Origin of the sequence: Nonomuraea sp. AD125B (assembly GCF_041402765.1) — a bacterium.
GTDB lineage: Bacteria > Actinomycetota > Actinomycetes > Streptosporangiales > Streptosporangiaceae > Nonomuraea > Nonomuraea bangladeshensis.
The window spans coordinates 492,621-511,043 of the sequence record NZ_JBGLOU010000001.1 but is presented as its reverse complement, the minus strand read 5'-3'; the positions used below and the strand labels follow the sequence as shown (position 1 = coordinate 511,043).

Sequence of the window (18,423 nt, the reverse complement as noted above, 5' to 3'; positions counted from 1 at the left end):
GCGCCATGCGATTGATCCTGTCCGCCCTTCTGCTGCTCGTCCCGGGAGCCGCCGCCCTGCCCTCCCAAGCGGCGGCGGCCGCCCCGGCCGCGCCCGTGGACCTCGACGCGCTGTTCGTCGGCGCGCATCCCGACGACGAGGCGTTCAGCCTGTCCACGCTCGGCCAGTGGAACGAGGACCACCGCGTCCGCACGGGCGTGGTCACCGTCACGCGGGGCGAGGGCGGCGGCAACGCCGTCGGCCCCGAGGAGGGGCCCGCGCTGGGGCTGCTGCGCGAGGCCGAGGAGCGCGCGGCCGTCGGCGGGGCCGGCGTGCGCGAGGTGTTCAACCTGGACGACGTCGACTTCTACTACACGGTGAGCGCCCCATTGACCGACCAGGTCTGGGGCGGCGACACGCTGGAGAAGGTCGTCAGGGTCGTCCGGCAGACCCGGCCGGAGATCCTGCTGACCATGGACCCGGCGCCGACGCCCGGCAACCACGGCAACCACCAGCAGGCGGCCAGGCTGGCGATCGAGGCGTTCTACGCGGCGGCCGACCCGAAGGCGTTCCCCGAGCAGCTCACGCGGGAGGGGCTGAAGCCGTTCGCGCCGGCCCGGCTGCTGACCGGCGGCGGGCGCGGCACCTCGCAGGCAGGGCCGTCCTGCGGGGCGACCTTCCGCCCGGCGAACCCGGCGCAGAACGTGTACGGCGTGTGGAGCGGGCGGACCTCCGGCGGCGGCCGGACGTGGGCGGCCATCGAGCGCGACTCCCAGCGCGTCTACGCCTCCCAGGGCTGGGCCGTCTTCCCCGACGTTCCCGCCGACCCCGCACAGCTCGGCTGCGACTTCTTCACCCAGGTGGACGCGCGGGTGCCGTTCCCCGAGCCGGGCACCACGGCCGCGGCGGCGCCCACGGCGATCCTGGACGGCGTGCTGACCCGCCCGGCGGGGTCCGTGCCGCTCGGCACCGGGCTGTCGCTGCGTACCGGCGCGTTCGACGTCCGCCCTGGGACGCCGTTCGCCGTCGAGGTCTCGGTGACCGCCCGCGAGCCGCTGGGCCGCTCGTCGGCCGCGCTGCGCCTCCCCGAGGGCTGGACCGCCTCCGGCTCCGGCGACCTCGGCCGGATCACCCCCGGGCGGGCGGCGACGGCGCGGTTCACCGTCACGCCGGCGGGGGCGGCGGGCCGGGCGCGGGTCGGCGCGGTGCTGACCACCGAGCGGGGCCGCGGCTGGACCGACCGGCAGGTCGAGGCGAGCCCCGCCGTACGCGGCCGGCAGCAGCTCCTCCCGCAGATCGCCCAGTACGAGAAGTGGACCGCAGACGTCGGCGTGCCGCAGCTGCGCGGCCTGGTGACGCCGGTGCTGACGCTGCCGTCGGGCGGCTCGCGGCAGGTCGGCGTCGTGGTGACGAACGTCGGCGACGCGCCGCGCACCGGCACCGTGCGCGTGGACCTGCCCGCGGGCTTCGCCGCCGACCGGGCCGAGGCGGCCTATCCCGAGCTGGCGCCGGGCGCGTCGGCGACGGTGCCGTTCACGGTCACGAACACCGACGCCGCGCTGAAGACGTCCAACGAGGGCGGCGACTACGCCTACACCGTCACCGTGGACGGTGTGGTCACCGGCCGGCCCGCGCTGGAGCTGGTGCCGGCGGCCACGATCCCGCAGGCCGGCGCCGGGCTCGACGTGGACGGGGACGACTCCGGCTACCCGGGGCCCGCGATCGACGTCTCCCGGCTGTGGGAGGGCACGGCGTGCTCGTCGGCGGCCGACTGCTCGGCCACGGCCCGGCTGGCCTGGCACGAGGACACGCTGTACGTGGCGGTCCGGGTCAAGGACGACGTGCTCGGCACCCGGCTGGCCGCCGCCGACTGCAAGCGGCACTGGCGCACCGACGCGGTGGAGATCGCGCTCGACCCGCGCGGCACGTCGGAGAACACCTCCACGACGTTCAAGGCGGCGGTGCTGCCGGTGACCGCCGAGGGGCCGCCGTGCGCGCTGCGCGACGCCGACAACCGGCAGGGCCCGGCCACCGGGATGCGGATCGCGTCCAAGGTCTCCCCCGGTGAGTACACGGTGGAGGCCGCGATCCCGCTGGAGCTGCTGCCCGGCTCGGTGGATCCGCAGCACCTCGGGCTCAACATCCTGGTGTACGACTCCGACACCCAGGACAAGACCGGGCAGACCCGGATCGGCTGGTCGACGTGGGGCGGCGTGCAGGGCGACCCGTACCGGTGGGGCGTGGCCTCGCTGGCGGGCTACCGGAGCACCGAGCGGCCGGCCCCCGAACCGGTCATCCCGGACACGGCGCTGTCCAGCCTGGACTCGCCGCAGTCGCTGGAGCAGGCGGTCCGCGTGAACGTGCCACCGGCCGGCGGCCCCGCGGCGGCTGTCGCCGGGCAGGTGGTCACGGCGGTCCGGGCCGGGAGCGCGGTCACGGTGACGTTCCGGGCGGCGGGGCCGGGCAAGGCCCACCTGTTCGTACGGGACGCGCGGGGCACGGCGGGTTCGGCGGTCACCGCCGTGCCGCGCCGGGGCACGACGACGGTGAAGGTCCCGCTGACCCGGGCCCTCGCCGCCGATCCCGCCGTGGTCGCCGGCTGGGAGTCCTCGCGCGGCGGCGCCTCGGCGTCCCGGGCCCGCGTACGCTGACCCGCGCGTAGGGGGCACGCGGGTGCCGGCCGCCCGCCAGTTGGTCCGGCCGGCACCCGTGCCCCCCGTCCGGCCCGGTCAGGAGCTTCCCGTGGCCGTCGGCGTCGGCTGGGCCGACGTGGACGGGTCCGGGGACTCGCCGGGGCCGTCCTGGGGGATCGTGGTGATCGAGGCGGTCGGGCGCGGGCAGTCGCGGCGGGCCGCCGCGTCGCCGCGCCGCCGGCTCGCCGGGTTCGCGCACTCGCCCGGATCGGGGCCGCCCGGATCGGGGTCGCCGGGTTCGCCGGCGGTGGGCGGCCGGGAGGTGTCCTCCCGGTTCGGGGCCGGGGTGACGACGGCGACGGTGGCCGCCGTGCGGGTGCGGGTGACGTACACGGTGGGGGTCCTGCCGGAAGGGCGCTCGACGGCGGGGGTGGCGACGGCCGGGACCGTCCTCGGGGTGCCCGCGCGGCCGGGCGGCGACGGACCGCCGGTGCGGGTGGCGGGGGGACGCAGGGTGGAGTCGGCGCTGGACTGCGGCACCACGGCGGGCGGCGGCGCGACGGACCCGCCTTCCACGTCCTGCCCGGAACCGGACGCGGCGGCGATGACGGTGACCGCCGCGATCGAGACGGTGGCGAGGGCGGCGAAGGTCGCGTGCGACAGCTGAGCCCCCGCCCGCCCCCGGCGACGCCCGTCCCCCGGCCCGGACGCCACCGCGCTCGCCGGCTGCCCGGATGACACCGCCGGCGACACGGCCGGCTCCCCCGACGGTGGGTGGTCGCCCACCGGGTACGGCACCGGAGTCCAGATCCGGCCGAGCACCCCCTCCACCGCCTGCCGCAGATCCCACGGAACGCCGACCCCGCCCGCCGCCAGCAGCGCCCGCAGCAGTTCCGCGGCGTCGGGCCGCCGGCCGGGCTCCTTGGCCAGCGCCGCTTCCACGGCGGGCCGCAGCAGGACGGGCAGGCGGTCCAGCCGGGGCGGCTCGAAGAGGATGCGCCGGGTGATCGCCTCCGTCTCGTCGCCCCCGTGGCCGCTCCCGTACGGGTGGTGCCCGGACGCGGCGAACGCCACCACGCACCCCCACGCGAACACGTCGGCCGCCGGGAGGGCGTCCCCGCCGGTCAGCCGTTCGGGCGCGACCCAGCCGGGGCTGCCCATGACCTGCCCGGCCTGGGTGTGGGCGTCCGCGCCGCGTTCGCCGGTGACGTCGCGGGCGATGCCGAAGTCGATCACGCGCGGCCCGCGCGGCGACAGCAGCACGTTGGCGGGCTTGAGGTCGCGGTGGACGAACCCCGCCTCGTGCACGGCCACCAGACCGGCCGCCGCCCCCAGTGCGACGCCGTAGGCGAGGCCGGGCGCGAGGGGTCCGGTGGCGAGGACGACCTGCGAGAGCGCGGGCCCCGGAATGTACTCGGTGACGAGGTACGGCCGCTCGTGGTCGGCGCCGTCCTCCAGCACGGCGGCGGTGCAGAACGGCACCAATCTGCGTGAGAAGGCGACTTCTTCGGCGAAGCGGGCCAGCAGCGTGGCATCGTGGAGGTGCGCCGCGTGCGGCGTCTTGAGCGCGACGAGGCCGCCCCGAGGATGCTCGGCCAGGTAGACGACTCCCATCCCGCCCGCCCCGAGACGGCCGAGGAGCGGATACCGGCCGATGACGACCGGGTCGCCCGCCGCCAGGGGCCGCACGCCGGGAGGCATGCCGCTCTCACCACGCGCCATCCGGATTTCGCCTCTCCTGTCTGGAACACGGCCAAGGCACACTGTGGCCGCATCCGCGGAGGCTGTCCGCATGTCTTACTTAAGCGGTATTGGAGGTAAGGCGGTCATTCCCCGCAGGTGAGGAAGGGAAGGGCCGGAAGCTGCGGGTGAGGCTGGTGTTCCCCGGCCCCGGGGAGGGGCGTCAGCTCGCGAGGGCCGCGGCCTCCTCGGCCTCGACCTTCCTGTTCCAGTCGCGCTTGACCTCGCGCCAGGCCTCGTCGTCCACGCCGCGCCGCCAGTAACCGGAGATCGACAGCCGCTCCAGCGGGATGCCGCGCTCGACGCGCAGGTGGCGGCGCAGCTCCTTGACGAAGCCGGCCTCGCCGTGGACGAACGCGTGCACGTCCCCGTCCGGGAACTCCAGCTCGCGGACGGCCGTGACCAGCCGCTCCCCCACGGGGCGGTCGCCCCGGTAGAGCCAGGTGATGTGCGCCTCGGCCGCCGTGCCGAGCTTCAGCTCGTCCTGCGGCCCCTCCACCTCGATGAGCACGTACGCGAGCGTCCCGTCCCTCAGTGCCTCCAGCGAGGCGGCGATGGCGGGCAGCGCGCTCTCGTCGCCCACCATGAGGTGCCAGCCCGCCTCCGGGGAGGGCGCGTAGCCGCCGCCCGGCCCCAGCAGGAACACCTCGTCGCCGGGCGCGGCCCGCTCGGCCCAGGGGCCGGCCAGGCCCTCGTCGCCGTGGACCACGAAGTCGAGCGTCAGCTCCAGCGCGTCGGGGTCCCAGGCGCGCACGGTGTAGGTGCGCAGGCGCGGCCACACCTCGCGCGGCATGGTCTCCCTGCACGCCTTCACGCTGAACGGGCGGGGGTACTCGACGCCCTCGTGCGGGAAGACGATCTTGACGTAGTGGTCGGTGAGGCCGGAGGTCGCGAAGTCCGCCAGCCCGTCGCCCCCGACCACGACGCGGACCATGTGCGGCGAGAGCCGCTCGGTCCGCTGGACGATCCCCCGGTGGTGGTCCACGGGCCTGTCAGCCATATGTCACTGCCCCCTGACGCAGGTAAGGTATACCTAACCTTACACGCTGCCGGGCGAACGGGGCCAGGAAGACCCCTCATTCAGGCAACGCTCAGGCCGCCGCCTCGTCATCCCGCACCGCCGGCCTGGCTCCCGCCGCGGCGAGGAACCTGGCGATGTGCCGGAAGGCCATCCTGGCCTCGGGCAGCACGTCGGCGAGGATCGGGAAGACGTGCGGCATGCGCCGCCACTCCTCGTACCGGACGGGGACCCCGGCGCGGCGCGCCGCCTCGGCCACCCGCCGCCCCTCGTCGCGCAGCACCTCGGTGGAGCCGGTCATGATCATGAGCGGCGGCAGCCCGGTGAAGTCGCCGAGCACCGGCGAGACCAGCGGGTCGCGGGGGTCGAGCCCGTCGGTCCAGCGGCGGGCCAGCCACCGTACCCGGCTGGCCGGCAGCAGCGGGTCCTGCCAGCGGTTGGCGCGGCGCGGGATGTCGGTGAGGTCGGTCCACGGCGACATGCAGACGGCGGCGGCGGGCAGCGGCAGGCCCCGGTCGCGCAGCGCCAGCAGCGTGGCCAGCGTCAGGTGCCCGCCGGCGGAGTCGCCCGCGACGATGACGTTCTCGGGGGCGTGGCCGCGCCGCAGCAGGCACTCGTAGGCGTCGAGGGCGTCGGCCAGCGAGTCGGCCAGCTTGTGCACCGGCCCCTGCCGGTAGTCGAGCGCCAGCACGGGACGCCTGGCCACCACCGACAGCCGCCAGGTGATGGAGCGATGGGTACGCGGCGAGCACGAGAAGTAGCCGCCGCCGTGGAAGTACAGCAGCACCTTGTTCTCCTCCAGCTCCTCACCGCCGCGCACCCACTCGCCGCCGCAGTCGGAGAAGGCGGCCGGCACGATCGACACGTGCGCCGGCTGTGGCGCCTGCACCAGCCGGGCGAGCTCGCCGACGCGGGCGGCGCCGGCCAGCGCGAGCGGATGACGCATGAGGAGCGTGGACGCCGGCTTCAGCGTGCCCCACATGACTCCGGTCAGCGCGCGGGCCTGCCAGCTCAAGGGGTATTCGGGTACCACATCCCCGTTGATCCGCATAACGACCCTCCGACAGGTCTCATTCCCCCGGATACGGCCCTCGCTACCGGCCAGTAGGTATCTCATTTCTTACCCGGATATTTCCTAAATATTTCCGAGGGCGAGAGCGTGTTAAATCCGTTGCGGGCTCGCGGGCCACCGACGGATAATGCCCTGCTTTCCCATCGGCAGGCCCGTGCGCGGGCCCGGACACGGTTCGTCACCGTGCCGTCACACTTCGGAGGTGCGAGACCTTCCCGCTCTATGCCCGGCTCGTCCGGTACGGCTTCCGCAAGCACGCCACCTACGTGTGGGCCGCCCTCGCCGGAGCTTTCACCAACAGCGTGTTCGGCATCCTGCGCGCCTACATCCTCATCGCCCTCTGGCAGGCCCGCCCCGGCCTGGCCGGATACGACCTCACCGACGCCGTCACCTACTGCTTCGTCACCCAGGCGCTCATCGCCCCGATGCAGCTCTTCGGCGGCGGCCTCGGCCTGCCCGAGCGCATCCGCAGCGGCGACATCGCGCTCGACCTGGTCCGCCCCGCCCCGCTGCAGCTCTGGACGCTGGCCGAGGACACCGGCCGGGCCGCCTACCTGCTCCTGGTGCGCGGCCTGCCGCCGATGGCGGTCGGCGCGGCGGTGTTCGGGATCACGCTGCCCGCCACGGCCGGCCAGTGGGCGGCGTTCCTGGCCGGCCTCGTGCTCGCGATCGTGGTCAGCTTCGGCTGGCGCTACCTGGTCGCGCTGTCGGTCTGCTGGCTCGTCGACGACCGTGGGGTGGCCGTGCTGTCGCTGGTGCTCAGCACGTTCTTCTCCGGCATGATGCTGCCCCTGCACATCTTCCCCGGCGCGCTCGGCGACCTCGCCGCCGCGCTGCCGTGGGCGGCCATGGTCCAGGTGCCCACCGACCTCTATCTCGGGACCGCGCCCGTCCTGCCGTCCCTGGCCTTCCAGGCGTTCTGGGCGGCCGTGCTGCTCGGGCTCGGCGCCCTGGCCACCCGGGCGATCCGCCACAAGGTGGTGATCCAGGGTGGTTAGGACCTATTTCCTGCTGGCCTGGACGTGGACGCGGGCCGCAGCCGCCTATCCCGTCTCGTTCTGGCTGATGACCGTGCTCAGCCTGGCCGTGGCCGCCATGGACCTCGGCGTCATCCTCGTCGTCTTCGCCAACACCACCAGCCTCGCCGGCTTCTCCCGAGAGGAGGTGCTGTTCCTCTACGGGGCGGCAAGCCTGCCGTTCACGCTGTGCGACCTGTTCGTCAGCAACCTCGACCGGGTGAGCCGGCACATCAAGGACGGCACCCTCGACACCTTCCTCATCCGGCCGGCGGGCGCCTGGCTGCAACTCGCCACCGACCGCTTCACCCCCAGCCGCGTCGGCCGGGTCGTCCAGGCCGCCGTGGTGCTCGTCTGGGCGGTCGCGGCGCTCGACATCGATCCCGGCCGGCTGTGGATGCTGCCGGTGATGACGGCCACGGGGCTCGTCGTCTTCACCTCGTTGTGGACGCTGGCCGGGGCGGCCCAGTTCGCGCTGACCGACGCCCCCGAGGTGGTCAACGCCTTCACCTACGGCGGCCACCAGCTCACCCAGTACCCCCTCGCCATCTACGGGCGCGACCTGGTGCGCGGCGTCACGTACGTGCTGCCGCTCGCCTTCGTCAACTGGCAGCCCGGCCTGTACGTGCTGGGCCGCGACGACCCGTTCGGCACGCCGGAGTTCATGCGTTTCCTCGGGCCGGTCGCCGCGCCGGCCCTCGCCCTGCTGGCCGCGCTGGCCTGGCGGCGGGGCGTCAGGCACTACCGATCCACCGGGAGTTGACGATGATCGAGCTCGACCGGGCGGGACGCACGTTCAAGGTCAGGAAGAACGTCGTCCACGCCGTACGCGACCTGTCGTTCACCGTGTCCGCCGGAGAGTTCGTCGGCTGCCTCGGGCCGAACGGCGCGGGCAAATCCACCACGATCAAGATGCTCTGCGGCATCCTCACGCCCACCTCCGGCCGGGTGCGCGTGGCCGGGCTCGACCCCTCGCGCCGGCGCACCGCGCTCGCCCGGCGCATCGGGGTGGTCTTCGGTCAGCGCACCACGTTGTGGTGGGACCTGCCGCTGGCCGACAGCTTCGAGCTGATCCGGCTGCTCTACAAGGTCGAGCGGGCCGCCTTCCGCGCCCGGCTGGCGGAGCTGACCGACGCGCTCGACCTGGGCGGGTTCCTGCGCACGCCGGTGCGCCAGCTCAGCCTCGGCCAGCGCATGCGCGGCGATCTCGCGGCGGCGCTGCTGCACGCGCCCGAGGTGCTGGTGCTGGACGAGCCCACGATCGGCCTCGACGTGGTCAGCAAGGCCGGCATCCGCGAGTTCCTGCTGCGGGTCAACGCCGAGCAGGGCACCACGGTGCTGCTGACCACCCACGACCTCGGCGACGTCGAACGGCTGTGCCGCCGGGTCATGGTCATCGACCACGGCCGGCTGGCCTTCGACGGCACGCTGGCGGACCTGATGGCGACCGCGCCGGCCGACGCGGACATCGAGGACGTCGTCACCCGCCTCTACAAGGGCGAGGCGGTGCTCGCCGACGGCCGGCCGGCGGGGGCGGATCAGTAGTAGCCGCCCTCCTGGGAGCTCTCGTAGTCGTCGTCATCGTCGTCGTACGGGCGCGACCAGCGCGACGGCATCAGCACGGGGATGAACAGGGCCACGCCCAGCAGGGCCAGCACGCCCGTCGTCAGGAGGGTCTGCGCGCCGGCGCCGGCCTCCCTGACGATCTGGTCCACCGACGGCTCTGCGGGGACGAGGGAGATCGCGCGCGCCGGATCGAGCGCGTAGACGACGGTCCAGGACAGCAGCGCCATGGACGGCACGAAGGTGGCGAGCGGCGAGATCCGGCCCGCCACCACGAGCCCGTACACCAGGCCGACCGCGGCCATCGCGCCGAGCGCGATCCAGAGCTTCTGGTTGTCGGCCGGGGTGACCGGGGCCTGCCCCGTGACGTGCGCTGCGGCTTGCGCGGCGGCCTGCGTCACGGCCCAGCCGCCGCCCGCCAGGACGGCCGCCGTGACCACTAACCCGATGAGGAAACCGCCTAAGTGCCGCAACGTTCTCACCTCTATGTCAACGTAGATCGGCACGACCCTAGCGACAAACAGTGTGCAACGCCCAGGCATCGCCCGGTTGAGGCCACAGGCAACCCTGCCCCGTGAGACGATGGGGCACACCCATGCGCGCGCGACTCCCCCTGAGGCTGGCGCGGACGGCGGCCTTCTCCGCCGTCTGCGTGACTCTCGCCGCCCTCGCCCACCTGGTGGGCGGCGGCTCCGGGCCCGCTCCGTGGGCCGCCGGGCTGGGGCTCGCGGCCTCGGCCGGGCTGGGGCTCGCGCTGACCGGCCGGGAGCGCTCGGCCCCGGTCGTCAACGTCGTGCTCGTCGGCGCGCAGCTCGGGCTGCACGAGCTGTTCGCGCGGGCCGGCTCCCAGGACATCGCCTACGTCCCCGTGCACGGGCACGGGCAGGGGCTCGCGGTCAACGCCGGCATGCTGGCCGCCCACCTCACGGCCACGCTTCTCACGGGGGTGTGGCTGGCGCGCGGCGAGGCCGCGCTGTGGGCCCTGCTCCGGCGGGCCGGGCGGCGGCTCACGCTGCTGCGGCCGGTCGCCGTGCCCGCCGCGCGGCCCCGCCCGCCGGTGGCCGCCGCGCGGGCCGTCCCTCTCTCGCCGGTTCTCCGGCACTGCCTGGCCAGGCGCGGTCCTCCACTTCCCGCCTGACCGTTCTGACACCCCTGTTCTTCCCTTTCCTCTCAAGTGGAGTTTCCGCATGTCCTTCGTACGCCGGGCCGCGACCGTGATCGCCGCCGCCACCGCACTCACCGCCGGGCTCGCCCTGCCCGCCCTCGCCCACGTCACCATCCAGCCGGGCTCCGCCGAGCAGGGCGGCTTCACCAAGGTCGCCTTCCGGGTGCCGAACGAGCGTGACGACGCCTCGACCACCACGATCGAGGTCACCTTCCCCGCCGACCACCCGCTGGCGTTCGTGTCGGTCAAGCCCGTGCCCGGATGGAAGGTGAAGGTCACCGAGGGCAAGCTGCCCACGCCGGTCAAGACCCAGTACGGCGAGCTCAAGGAGGCCGTGACCAAGGTCGTCTGGTCCGGCGGCAAGATCGAGCCCGGGCAGTTCCAGGAGTTCGAGGTGTCCATGGGCCAGTTGCCCACGGACACCGACCAGCTCGTCTTCCCGACGAAGCAGACCTACTCCAGCGGTGAGGTCGTCGACTGGTCCGAGGCGCCCAAGACCGACGGCACGGAGGCCGAGCACCCGGCGCCACTGCTTAAGCTCACCCCGGCCAACGGCGACGACGGTCACGGCGCCGTCGCCCCGAGCACGGCCCCCGCTTCCGCTGCGCCGAGCATGACCGCGACCGCGGTGGCGGCCTCGACGGACGGCGGCACGGACGGCACCGCCCGGCTGCTGGGCGGAGCGGGCCTCGCGGTGGGCGTGATCGGCGTCATCATCGGCGCCCTCGGCCTCCGCCGCCGCCCCAGCGCCTGACCCGCGCACCCGCCCGGCGGCGCGGCCGTCCTGACTCCCGATCCGCCCGCCCGGCGGCGCAGCCGTCCTGGCTCCCGATCCGCCCGCCCGGCGGCCCCGCGGCCGGCTCCTCATCCGCCCGCCCGGCCTCGCCGGCGGGCGGGCGGGCGGGAGAAAGTTAGTTACGGCAATATAATCGTTGCATGGCATCGACGAACCTCGGCCTCCGCGCCCGGCAGGTCCGGCCCGTGAGGCCGATGCTCGTTCTGGCCATCTGCTGCACCAGCCTGTTCATCGTCGGGCTGGACAACACGATCGTGAACATCGCGCTGCCGTCCATCCGGCGCGACCTCGGCGCCTCCGTCTCCGGCCTGCAGTGGATCATCGACGCCTACACCGTCGTGCTGGCCTCGCTGCTCATGCTGGCCGGCTCGACCGGCGACCGCGTCGGCCGGCGGCGCACCTTCCAGACCGGGCTCGTGCTGTTCACGCTGGGCTCCCTCGCCTGCTCGCTCGCGCCGGGCCTGGGGTGGCTGGTCGCGGCCCGCGCGCTGCAGGCCGTCGGCGGCTCGATGCTCAACCCGGTCGCCATGTCGATCATCACCAACACCTTCACCGAGCCGCGCAGCCGGGCCCGCGCGATCGGCGTGTGGGGCGCGGTCGTCGGCATCAGCATGGCGCTCGGGCCGCCGCTCGGCGGCGCGCTCGTGGCCTCGGTCGGCTGGCGGTCCATCTTCTGGATCAACATCCCGGTCGGGCTGGCGGCGCTCGTGCTGTGCGCGCTGTTCGTGCCCGAGTCGCGCGCGCCGCGCCCCCGGCCGGTGGACGTCGCAGGGCAGGCCCTGGTCGTCGTGCTGCTGGCGAGCCTCACGTACGGGCTGATCGAGGCGCCCGCCGCCGGCTGGGGCTCGGCGCAGACGCTGGGCTGCTTCGCGCTCGCCGCGCTGGCGCTGGCGGTGCTGGTGCCGTACGAGCTGCGCCGCCGCGAGCCGCTGATCAACCCGCGCTTCTTCCGCAGCGCCCCGTTCGCGGGGGCCACGCTGATCGCGGTGTGCGGCTTCGCCGCGCTCGGCGGTTTCCTCTTCCTCAACACCCTTTACCTGCAGGAGAGCCTCGGCTACTCGGCCCTGCACGCCGGTCTGCTGACGCTGCCCATGGCCGCGCTCACGGCGGTGTGCTCGCCGGTGTCCGGCCGCCTGGTCGGCACGGCGGGGCCGCGCGTCCCGCTGGTCGTCGCCGGGGTGGGGCTCACGGCCAGCATGCTCATGATGACCGGCCTGACCGCGCACACGCCGCTCTGGCAGCTGCTGACCGCGTACGTGCTGTTCGGGCTGGGGTTCGGGATGCTCAACGCGCCCATCACCAACACCGCCGTCTCCGGGATGCCGGTCGCCCAGGCGGGGGTGGCCGCCGCCGTGGCATCCACGAGCCGGCAGATCGGTCAGTCGCTCGGCGTGGCGGTGATCGGCGCGCTGGTCACCTCCGCCGTACGCGGCCCGCTGCCCACCGGCTTCCCGCAGGCCAGCCACATCGGCTGGTGGGTGGGCGTCGGCTGCGGCGCGACGATCCTGCTGCTCGGCGTCCTCACCACGGGCCCCCGGGCCGAGCGGAGCGCCGCCCGCACCGCCGAGCGGCTCATCCAGGACGGAGGCCCCTCGTGAACGATCCGGAGACCCCCGACGACCGCGCCGCGGCGCTCGCCCGCGTGTGGGCGGCGATGCGCGCGCTGGTGCTGGAGGACGACCGCCGCAAGGAGGTCGCCGACGCCCTCGGCATGAGCTTCTCGCGCGCCAAGGCGCTGCGCCGGCTGCTGCCCGGCCCGCTGACCATGCGCGAGCTGACGGCCTGGCTGGGCACCGACAGGCCGTACACGACGCTGGTGGTCGACGACCTGGAGAGCCGCGGCTACGTGCGGCGCACCGTCCATCCCGGCGACCGCCGCCACAGGATCGTCACGCTCACCGAGGCGGGGCGGGCCGCCGCGGAGCGGGCCGATCGCATCCTGGCCCGCCCGCCGGACGCCCTCGCCGCCCTCAGCGCCGACGACCTGGCCGCCCTCGACCGCGTCATGGCCGCGGTCGGCTCCGCCGGGGCCGCTCAGGACGTGATGTCCTTGCCGGAGAAGCGGGCCCAGGCGATCGAGCCGAACAGCGCGATGTAGGCGGCGAAGGACAGCAGCCCGTCACGGAGCGCCGCGAAGTCGACGGGATCGCGCAGCACCGCGTCGAACGCGGTGAACCTGGTCGGCAGCAGGTACGGCGTGACCGCATCGAGCGCCGGCACCGCGCGCACCACCTGGCAGACGACCAGCAGCACCAGGGTCCCCGCGATGGCGCCGATGGCGACCTCGGTGAAGGTCGACAGCGCCAGCGCGACGGCGGCCAGCGCGGCCATGGCGGCGCCCACGTAGCCGACGGCGAGCAGGATGCGCAGCAGCCCCTCCCCCATCGTGATCGTGGTGCCGGACAGCAGCGTCACCGAGCCGCCGGGGAACAGCGCGAGCCCCGTCAGCAGCGCCGTCACGGCCACGACGGCGGTGACCGCGTAGCCGAAGACGACCGCGTTCAGGTACTTGACCGCCAGCAGGCGTCCCCGGCCCACCGGAGCGGCCAGCAGGTAGCGCAGGGTGCCGCCGCCCGCCTCGCCGGCGATCGCGTCGCCCGCCACCACGCTCACCGCCACCGGCATGAGCAGCAGCACGAGGAACGAGAACGACAGGAACGTCAACATGAGGCTGTTGCCGGCGAGGTTCTGGACGATGCCGCCCATCTCGTCGTCGCCGGCCGTGCCCGAGGCGAACCGCAGGCCGATGCCGAGGATGACGGGGACGACGCCGAGCACCGCGAGCAGCGCCATGTTGCGGGGGCGGCGGAAGGTCAGGCTCAGCTCCGAGCCGAGCAGCCGCCAGAACGCGCCGATCCGGCGTCCCTCGGCCGCGGGCTCTCCGACGATCCCGCCCGCGTCGTCCCCGGCGGGGTGGGTCAAGGGCTCGGGCGGGCGGCGTGCGACGGTGCGCAGGGTCTCCGTCACCGGCACCAGGCCGGGCATGCGGCGCAGTTGCTCGGCCGCGGCGGTGCCCGCGCCCGCCTGGGTACGGGTCTCAGCCGTCGACATCGAATCCCTCTCCTGTCAGTCCGACGAACACGTCCTCGAGGCTCGGCCGGACGACCGCGAGCCCTCGTACCGCCACCTCCTGCCCCACCAGAGCGGCATTGATCATCTCGGGCCGCTGACCGCCGAGTTCGGCGGTGACCTCGCCCGCGCCCGCCCGTACGCCGGTCAGGCCGAGCTCGCCGAGCACCCGCGCCGCCTCGGCCGCGTCCGGCGTCTCGACGCGGATGAGCGGGACCCGGCCGGCGCTCAGCGAGGCGATCGTGCCCTGCACGACCAGCCGGCCGGCCCGCATGATCGCCGCGTGCGTGCACATCTGCTCGATCTCGGCCAGCAGGTGCGAGGAGACGAAGACGGTGGTGCCGTCGGCGGCGATCTCCTTGACGAGGGCGCGCACCTCGCGGGTGCCCTGCGGGTCGAGCCCGTTGGTGGGCTCGTCCAGGACGAGCAGCTCGCGCGGCCCGAGCAGGGCGGCGGCGATGGCCAGCCGCTGGCGCATGCCGAGCGAGTACGTCCGGTAGCGCTTGCCCGCCGCGGCCGACAGCCCGACCCGGTCGAGCGCGTCGGCGATCCGCCGCCGGGCGGTGGCGCGGCGCGCCGACGGGTCGGCGGCGTCGAAGCGCATGAGGTTGGCCGCGCCCGACAGGTACGGGTAGAACGCCGGCCCCTCGACCAGCGCCCCCACGCGCGGCAGGGCCCTGGCGGGCGGCAGGCCGAGCACCTCGTACGTGCCGGCCGTGGGCGTGACCAGGCCGAGCAGCATGCGGATCGTGGTGGTCTTGCCCGAGCCGTTGGGCCCGAGGAAGCCGTACACGGAGCCGCGCGGCACGGTCAGGTCCAGCGCGTCCACGGCCACCTGGCCGCCGCGGAAACGTTTGGTGAGGCCGCGGGTGACGATGGCGGCGGAGCGGTCGCCGGCGGGCGGGGCCGCCCCGAAGGGCGCCCCCGCTTCCTGCGTCGTGCCGGTGACGGATGTCACTGCTGGTGTCACTTCGTCCCCGCCACGCGGACCAGCTCCTCCGGGGTGACCGCGCCGGCCAGCAGGCGGCCGTCGTCGGTCAGCAGGGCGGTCAGCAGCTTCGTCCTGATCAGCTTGCCGGAGCCCCACGTGCCTCTCACCGGGGTGGCGGACTTGAGCACGCTGTCCACGAGCGCGTTCGCCTGCGCGCCCCGGCCGTCCTGCCCGGCCTGCCCGTCCTGCCCGGCCGCCTCGGCCTTGAGGTCGGAGAGGGAGAACGGCACGACCGCGACGGTCGTCCAGCCGTCGCCGACCAGCTTGGCCTTGCCGGCCATGTCGGCGGCGTGCTCGGCGCGCTCCTCGGCCTTCGCGCCCATGCTCTCCTCGCCGATCGTGGCCTCCTTCACCTTGGCGCCGGGGGGCGGCGTGAAGGTGAAGTTCTCCGGGGCCGGCGGGGTGAAGGTCACCTGGGTGAAGCCCACCTGGTAGGCGGGTTCGGCCGACCCCTTGGCGTAGAGCTGCACCTGGAGCGGCATGTACGTCTCGCCGTCGAGCGCGATCCGCACCTCCTGCACCAGCGAGCTGCCCGCCTTGGGGGCCAGGACGAGCTGGTAGACCGGCCGGCCGGCCACCTCGGCGGTGTTGATCACCCGGACCGCGGTGTGCTCGTCCACCTGGGCGAGCAGCCGCTGCGCCGCCTGCTGCGGCGTCACGTCGGTCGGCTGCGGCGTCGGCAGCTCGTGCTTCTCGCCGGCGTCGGCCTTGATCCGCAGCCGGGTGGCGGTGTTGGCGGCGCTGTCCCAGTACCAGGACTGCTCGCCGTTGTAGATCAGGTTGGTCTCGTTGAGGTGGGTGGGCATGGCGACGCGGATCTTGTTCTCGCCGCCGTACCAGACCTTCACCTCGTGCGTGCCGGACAACAGGCTGAGCGGGCCGGTGTCCCCGCCGGTGACGGGCAACGCGGGCAGACCGAGCGAAGCGGTCTGCTGCACGGTGCCCGACATCGGCCTCATGCCCTGGTCCTTGGCGGTGGCCGCCGCGGCGTCGGCGAGCAGTTGCTCGGCCGAGCGCTCCGGCAGCGTGGGCTCGCCGCTCACCGCGGCGATGACGGGGCCGGCGCCGATCGCGGCTCCGATCACGGCCGCCGCCGCGATCGGGACTCCCCACCTCACGAGCGTGCCTCTACGCATCTCACTCCTTAACGGTATGTCGATGGCCCTAGCCTGCGTGAGGCATCCTTAGGCGGACCTGAGACTGTCTGAGACCCCTCTCAGTCTTCTCAGCGCGCTCTCAGCGACAGAACGGGAGAATCACCGCATGAGGGTACTGGTCGTCGAGGACGAGCGGCGGATGGCGGCGGCGCTCCAGCGCGGGCTCCAGGCCGAGGGCTTCGCCGTGGATCTCGCCCACGACGGCGAGGAGGGCCTGCACGCGGCCCGCCACGGCGACTACGACGTCGTGGTGCTCGACATCATGCTGCCCCGGCTGTCCGGCTACAACGTCTGCAAGCGGCTGCGCGCCGAGGAGAACTGGGTGCCGATCCTCATGCTGTCGGCCAAGGACGGCGAGTACGACATGGCCGACGGGCTCGACCTGGGTGCCGACGACTACCTGACCAAGCCGTTCTCGTACGTGGTGCTGGTGGCCCGGCTGCGCGCGCTGCTGCGCCGCGACGCGGGCCGGCGCCCGGCGGTGCTGCAAGCCGGCGACCTGTCGCTGGACCCGGCGCGGCGGCGGGTGGAGCGCGACGGCGCCGCGATCGAGCTGACGCCGCGGGAGTTCGCGCTGCTGGAGTACCTGCTGCGGCGGCGCGACGAGGTGGTGTCGAAGTCGGAGATCCTGGAGCACGTCTGGGACACCTTCGACACCGACCCGAACGTCGTCGAGGTGTACGTCGGCTACCTGCGCCGCAAGATCGACGTCCCCTTCGGCAGGAACGCGCTGCAGACCGTGCGCGGCGCCGGCTACCGGCTGGCGGGCGACGGTGGCTGACGGGTCGCCCGGCTCGCCCCTGGCCTGGTGGCGGCGGCAGGGACTGCGCTTCCGGCTGTCGGCGGTCGCCGTCGCGGTGCTCGCGCTGGCGCTGGCGCTCTCGGCGTCGGTGCTGCTCAGCGTCCTCGACCGGGCGCTGATGGCGACCGTGGACGACGGCACCAGGCGGCAGGCGGACGTCGTACGCGTGGCGGCCGACTCCGGCACGCTCACCACGCCGATCACCACCCACGACGGCACGATCGTGCAGGTGCTCGACGCGCGGAACCGGATCACGCACGTCACGTACGGCGCCGACCGGCTGGTGCCGCTGCTCGACGCCGCCGGCCGGGCACGGGCGCTGGAGTCCGGCAAGGCCGTGGAGGTGGACGGGCGGCCGTACGCCGTCCCGGGTTTCCTGCACGTGGTCGTGCTGCGCGCGGACCGCGGCCAGACCGTGCTCGCGGCGCGGTCCATCAGCGAGATCCGCACCAGCCTCGGCACGGCCGGCCGGGTCCTGATGGTGGGCACGCCCGCGCTGGTGGTGCTGCTCGCCGTGGCGAGCTGGCTGATGATCGGCCGCACGCTGCGCCCGATCGCGGCGCTGCGCCGCGGCGCCGCCGAGATCACGCACACGGCGCGCTCCCGGCGGCTGCCTGTGCCGGCCTCCCGCGACGAGGTGCACCACCTGGCCACCACGCTCAACGACATGCTGGCCAGGCTGGAGGAGGCCGAGCAGCGTCAGCGGGCGCTCGTCTCCGACGCCGCGCACGAGCTGCGCAGCCCGCTCGCCAGCATCCGGCTGCAACTGGAGGTCGCGCTCGGCCACCCCGAGGGGCAGGACTGGCAGGAGACCGCCGAGGGCGTGCTGGAGGACACCCTGCGCCTGTCCCGGCTGGCCGAGGACCTGCTCGCGCTGGCCCGGCTGGACGAGCGCGGCGGCGTCCCGGCCAGGCGCGAGCCGGTGGAGCTCGACGAGGTCGTACGCCGGGTCGTGGACCGCTACGCCGAGGCCCGGCTGACGGTCTGCGACCCGGTCGTGGTCCGCGGCGACGCGCTCGACCTGAGCCGGGTGCTGACCAACCTCATGGACAACGCCGTACGGCACACCTCCTCGAAGGTCGAGGTGGCGCTGACCGCCGACGGCGTGCTGACCGTCACCGACGACGGTCCCGGCATCCCGGAGCAGGACCGCGAGCGGGTGTTCAACCGCTTCACCAGGCTCGACTCCGGGCGGAGCAGGGACGAGGGCGGCACCGGGCTCGGGCTCGCCATCGTGCGCGAGACCGTGCGGGCGCACGGCGGCACGGTGGTCCTGGAGGACGCCGCGCCCGGACTGCGTGCGGTGGTGCGGCTTCCCGTGTCCCGATGAGGTGTCCCCGTGTCCCGGGGAGGATCTGCCCCCGGCCGCCGTCGCCGAGAAGGGCGAGGCCGTGCTCTGGGGGCTGGATGAGGGGCCGCTGG

Annotated in this window: 17 protein-coding genes; 10 read left to right on the top strand and 7 right to left on the bottom strand. The window is 74.3% G+C overall.

Annotated features, from left to right (window positions below; genetic code table 11):
- The first annotated feature begins 5 nt into the window (after positions 1-5).
- Entirely contained in the window at positions 6-2,630 is a 2,625-nt protein-coding gene (locus ACBR40_RS02280) for a sugar-binding protein (protein WP_371247176.1), read from the top strand.
- Between the two features lie 78 nt (positions 2,631-2,708).
- On the opposite strand, the gene ACBR40_RS02275 is transcribed toward ACBR40_RS02280, so the two are convergent.
- The 3 genes from ACBR40_RS02275 to ACBR40_RS02265 all read right to left on the bottom strand — a co-directional run bounded on the left by ACBR40_RS02275 (position 2,709) and on the right by ACBR40_RS02265 (position 6,385).
- Complete coding sequence (locus ACBR40_RS02275; RefSeq protein ID WP_371247175.1) at positions 2,709-4,334, bottom strand: protein kinase; 1,626 nt, start codon at positions 4,332-4,334, stop codon at positions 2,709-2,711.
- A 181-nt stretch (positions 4,335-4,515) separates the two neighbouring features.
- On the bottom strand, positions 4,516-5,352 hold the full coding sequence (locus tag ACBR40_RS02270) for a siderophore-interacting protein (protein WP_371247174.1): 837 nt from the start codon (positions 5,350-5,352) through the stop codon (positions 4,516-4,518).
- Between the two features lie 91 nt (positions 5,353-5,443).
- Complete coding sequence (locus ACBR40_RS02265) at positions 5,444-6,385, bottom strand: alpha/beta hydrolase (RefSeq protein WP_344219079.1); 942 nt, start codon at positions 6,383-6,385, stop codon at positions 5,444-5,446.
- Between the two features lie 323 nt (positions 6,386-6,708).
- Between ACBR40_RS02265 and ACBR40_RS02260 the strand changes: the two genes are divergently transcribed.
- Genes ACBR40_RS02260 through ACBR40_RS02250 form a run of 3 tightly spaced genes read left to right on the top strand, consistent with a single transcriptional unit; the run spans position 6,709 to position 9,003 of the window.
- On the top strand, positions 6,709-7,440 hold the full coding sequence (locus ACBR40_RS02260; RefSeq protein ID WP_344219081.1) for an ABC-2 family transporter protein: 732 nt from the start codon (positions 6,709-6,711) through the stop codon (positions 7,438-7,440).
- Positions 7,433-8,221 carry an ABC transporter permease gene (locus ACBR40_RS02255; protein ID WP_371247173.1) on the top strand — a complete coding sequence of 263 codons (789 nt, stop codon included), beginning with the start codon at positions 7,433-7,435 and terminating at the stop codon, positions 8,219-8,221. Before ACBR40_RS02260 ends, ACBR40_RS02255 begins: the two co-directional genes overlap by 8 nt.
- Before the next feature lie 2 nt (positions 8,222-8,223).
- The gene (locus tag ACBR40_RS02250; protein ID WP_371247172.1) at positions 8,224-9,003 is read left to right on the top strand and encodes an ATP-binding cassette domain-containing protein; all 780 of its coding nucleotides are present in this window, start codon (positions 8,224-8,226) and stop codon (positions 9,001-9,003) included.
- Here the strand turns inward: ACBR40_RS02250 and ACBR40_RS02245 are convergent.
- Entirely contained in the window at positions 8,997-9,503 is a 507-nt protein-coding gene (locus ACBR40_RS02245; RefSeq protein ID WP_371247171.1) for a hypothetical protein, read from the bottom strand. The two genes, ACBR40_RS02250 and ACBR40_RS02245, sit on opposite strands and share 7 nt — an antisense overlap.
- A 113-nt stretch (positions 9,504-9,616) precedes the next feature.
- On the opposite strand from ACBR40_RS02245, the gene ACBR40_RS02240 reads away from it, so the two are divergent.
- From ACBR40_RS02240 to ACBR40_RS02225, 4 genes are all read left to right on the top strand, one after another.
- Positions 9,617-10,159 carry an MFS transporter gene (locus ACBR40_RS02240; protein WP_371247170.1) on the top strand — a complete coding sequence of 181 codons (543 nt, stop codon included), beginning with the start codon at positions 9,617-9,619 and terminating at the stop codon, positions 10,157-10,159.
- Positions 10,160-10,208: 49 nt separating this feature from the next.
- A complete protein-coding gene (locus tag ACBR40_RS02235) occupies positions 10,209-10,940 on the top strand; it encodes a YcnI family protein (RefSeq protein ID WP_371247169.1) in 732 nt (243 codons plus the stop codon).
- Between the two features lie 182 nt (positions 10,941-11,122).
- Positions 11,123-12,580: an MFS transporter gene (locus tag ACBR40_RS02230; RefSeq protein ID WP_371247168.1), complete on the top strand. Its 1,458-nt coding sequence runs from the start codon at positions 11,123-11,125 to the stop codon at positions 12,578-12,580.
- The gene (locus tag ACBR40_RS02225) at positions 12,577-13,080 is read left to right on the top strand and encodes a MarR family winged helix-turn-helix transcriptional regulator (RefSeq protein ID WP_371247167.1); all 504 of its coding nucleotides are present in this window, start codon (positions 12,577-12,579) and stop codon (positions 13,078-13,080) included. The genes ACBR40_RS02230 and ACBR40_RS02225 overlap by 4 nt, the downstream gene beginning before the upstream one ends.
- On the opposite strand, the gene ACBR40_RS02220 is transcribed toward ACBR40_RS02225, so the two are convergent.
- From ACBR40_RS02220 to ACBR40_RS02210, 3 genes are read right to left on the bottom strand one after another with little or no spacing between them, the layout of a single operon-like run.
- Entirely contained in the window at positions 13,017-14,033 is a 1,017-nt protein-coding gene (locus ACBR40_RS02220; protein WP_371247166.1) for an ABC transporter permease, read from the bottom strand. The genes ACBR40_RS02225 and ACBR40_RS02220 overlap by 64 nt on opposite strands.
- Complete coding sequence (locus tag ACBR40_RS02215; protein ID WP_371247165.1) at positions 14,020-15,009, bottom strand: ATP-binding cassette domain-containing protein; 990 nt, start codon at positions 15,007-15,009, stop codon at positions 14,020-14,022. Before ACBR40_RS02215 ends, ACBR40_RS02220 begins: the two co-directional genes overlap by 14 nt.
- Positions 15,010-15,017: 8 nt before the next feature.
- Positions 15,018-16,178: an outer membrane lipoprotein carrier protein LolA gene (locus ACBR40_RS02210; RefSeq protein WP_371247164.1), complete on the bottom strand. Its 1,161-nt coding sequence runs from the start codon at positions 16,176-16,178 to the stop codon at positions 15,018-15,020.
- Positions 16,179-16,305: 127 nt separating this feature from the next.
- On the opposite strand from ACBR40_RS02210, the gene ACBR40_RS02205 reads away from it, so the two are divergent.
- Together ACBR40_RS02205 and ACBR40_RS02200 are read left to right on the top strand one after the other, a co-directional pair.
- On the top strand, positions 16,306-16,980 hold the full coding sequence (locus tag ACBR40_RS02205) for a response regulator transcription factor (protein WP_344219103.1): 675 nt from the start codon (positions 16,306-16,308) through the stop codon (positions 16,978-16,980).
- Complete coding sequence (locus ACBR40_RS02200) at positions 16,973-18,331, top strand: ATP-binding protein (RefSeq protein WP_364452257.1); 1,359 nt, start codon at positions 16,973-16,975, stop codon at positions 18,329-18,331. Before ACBR40_RS02205 ends, ACBR40_RS02200 begins: the two co-directional genes overlap by 8 nt.
- Positions 18,332-18,423 lie beyond the last annotated feature (92 nt).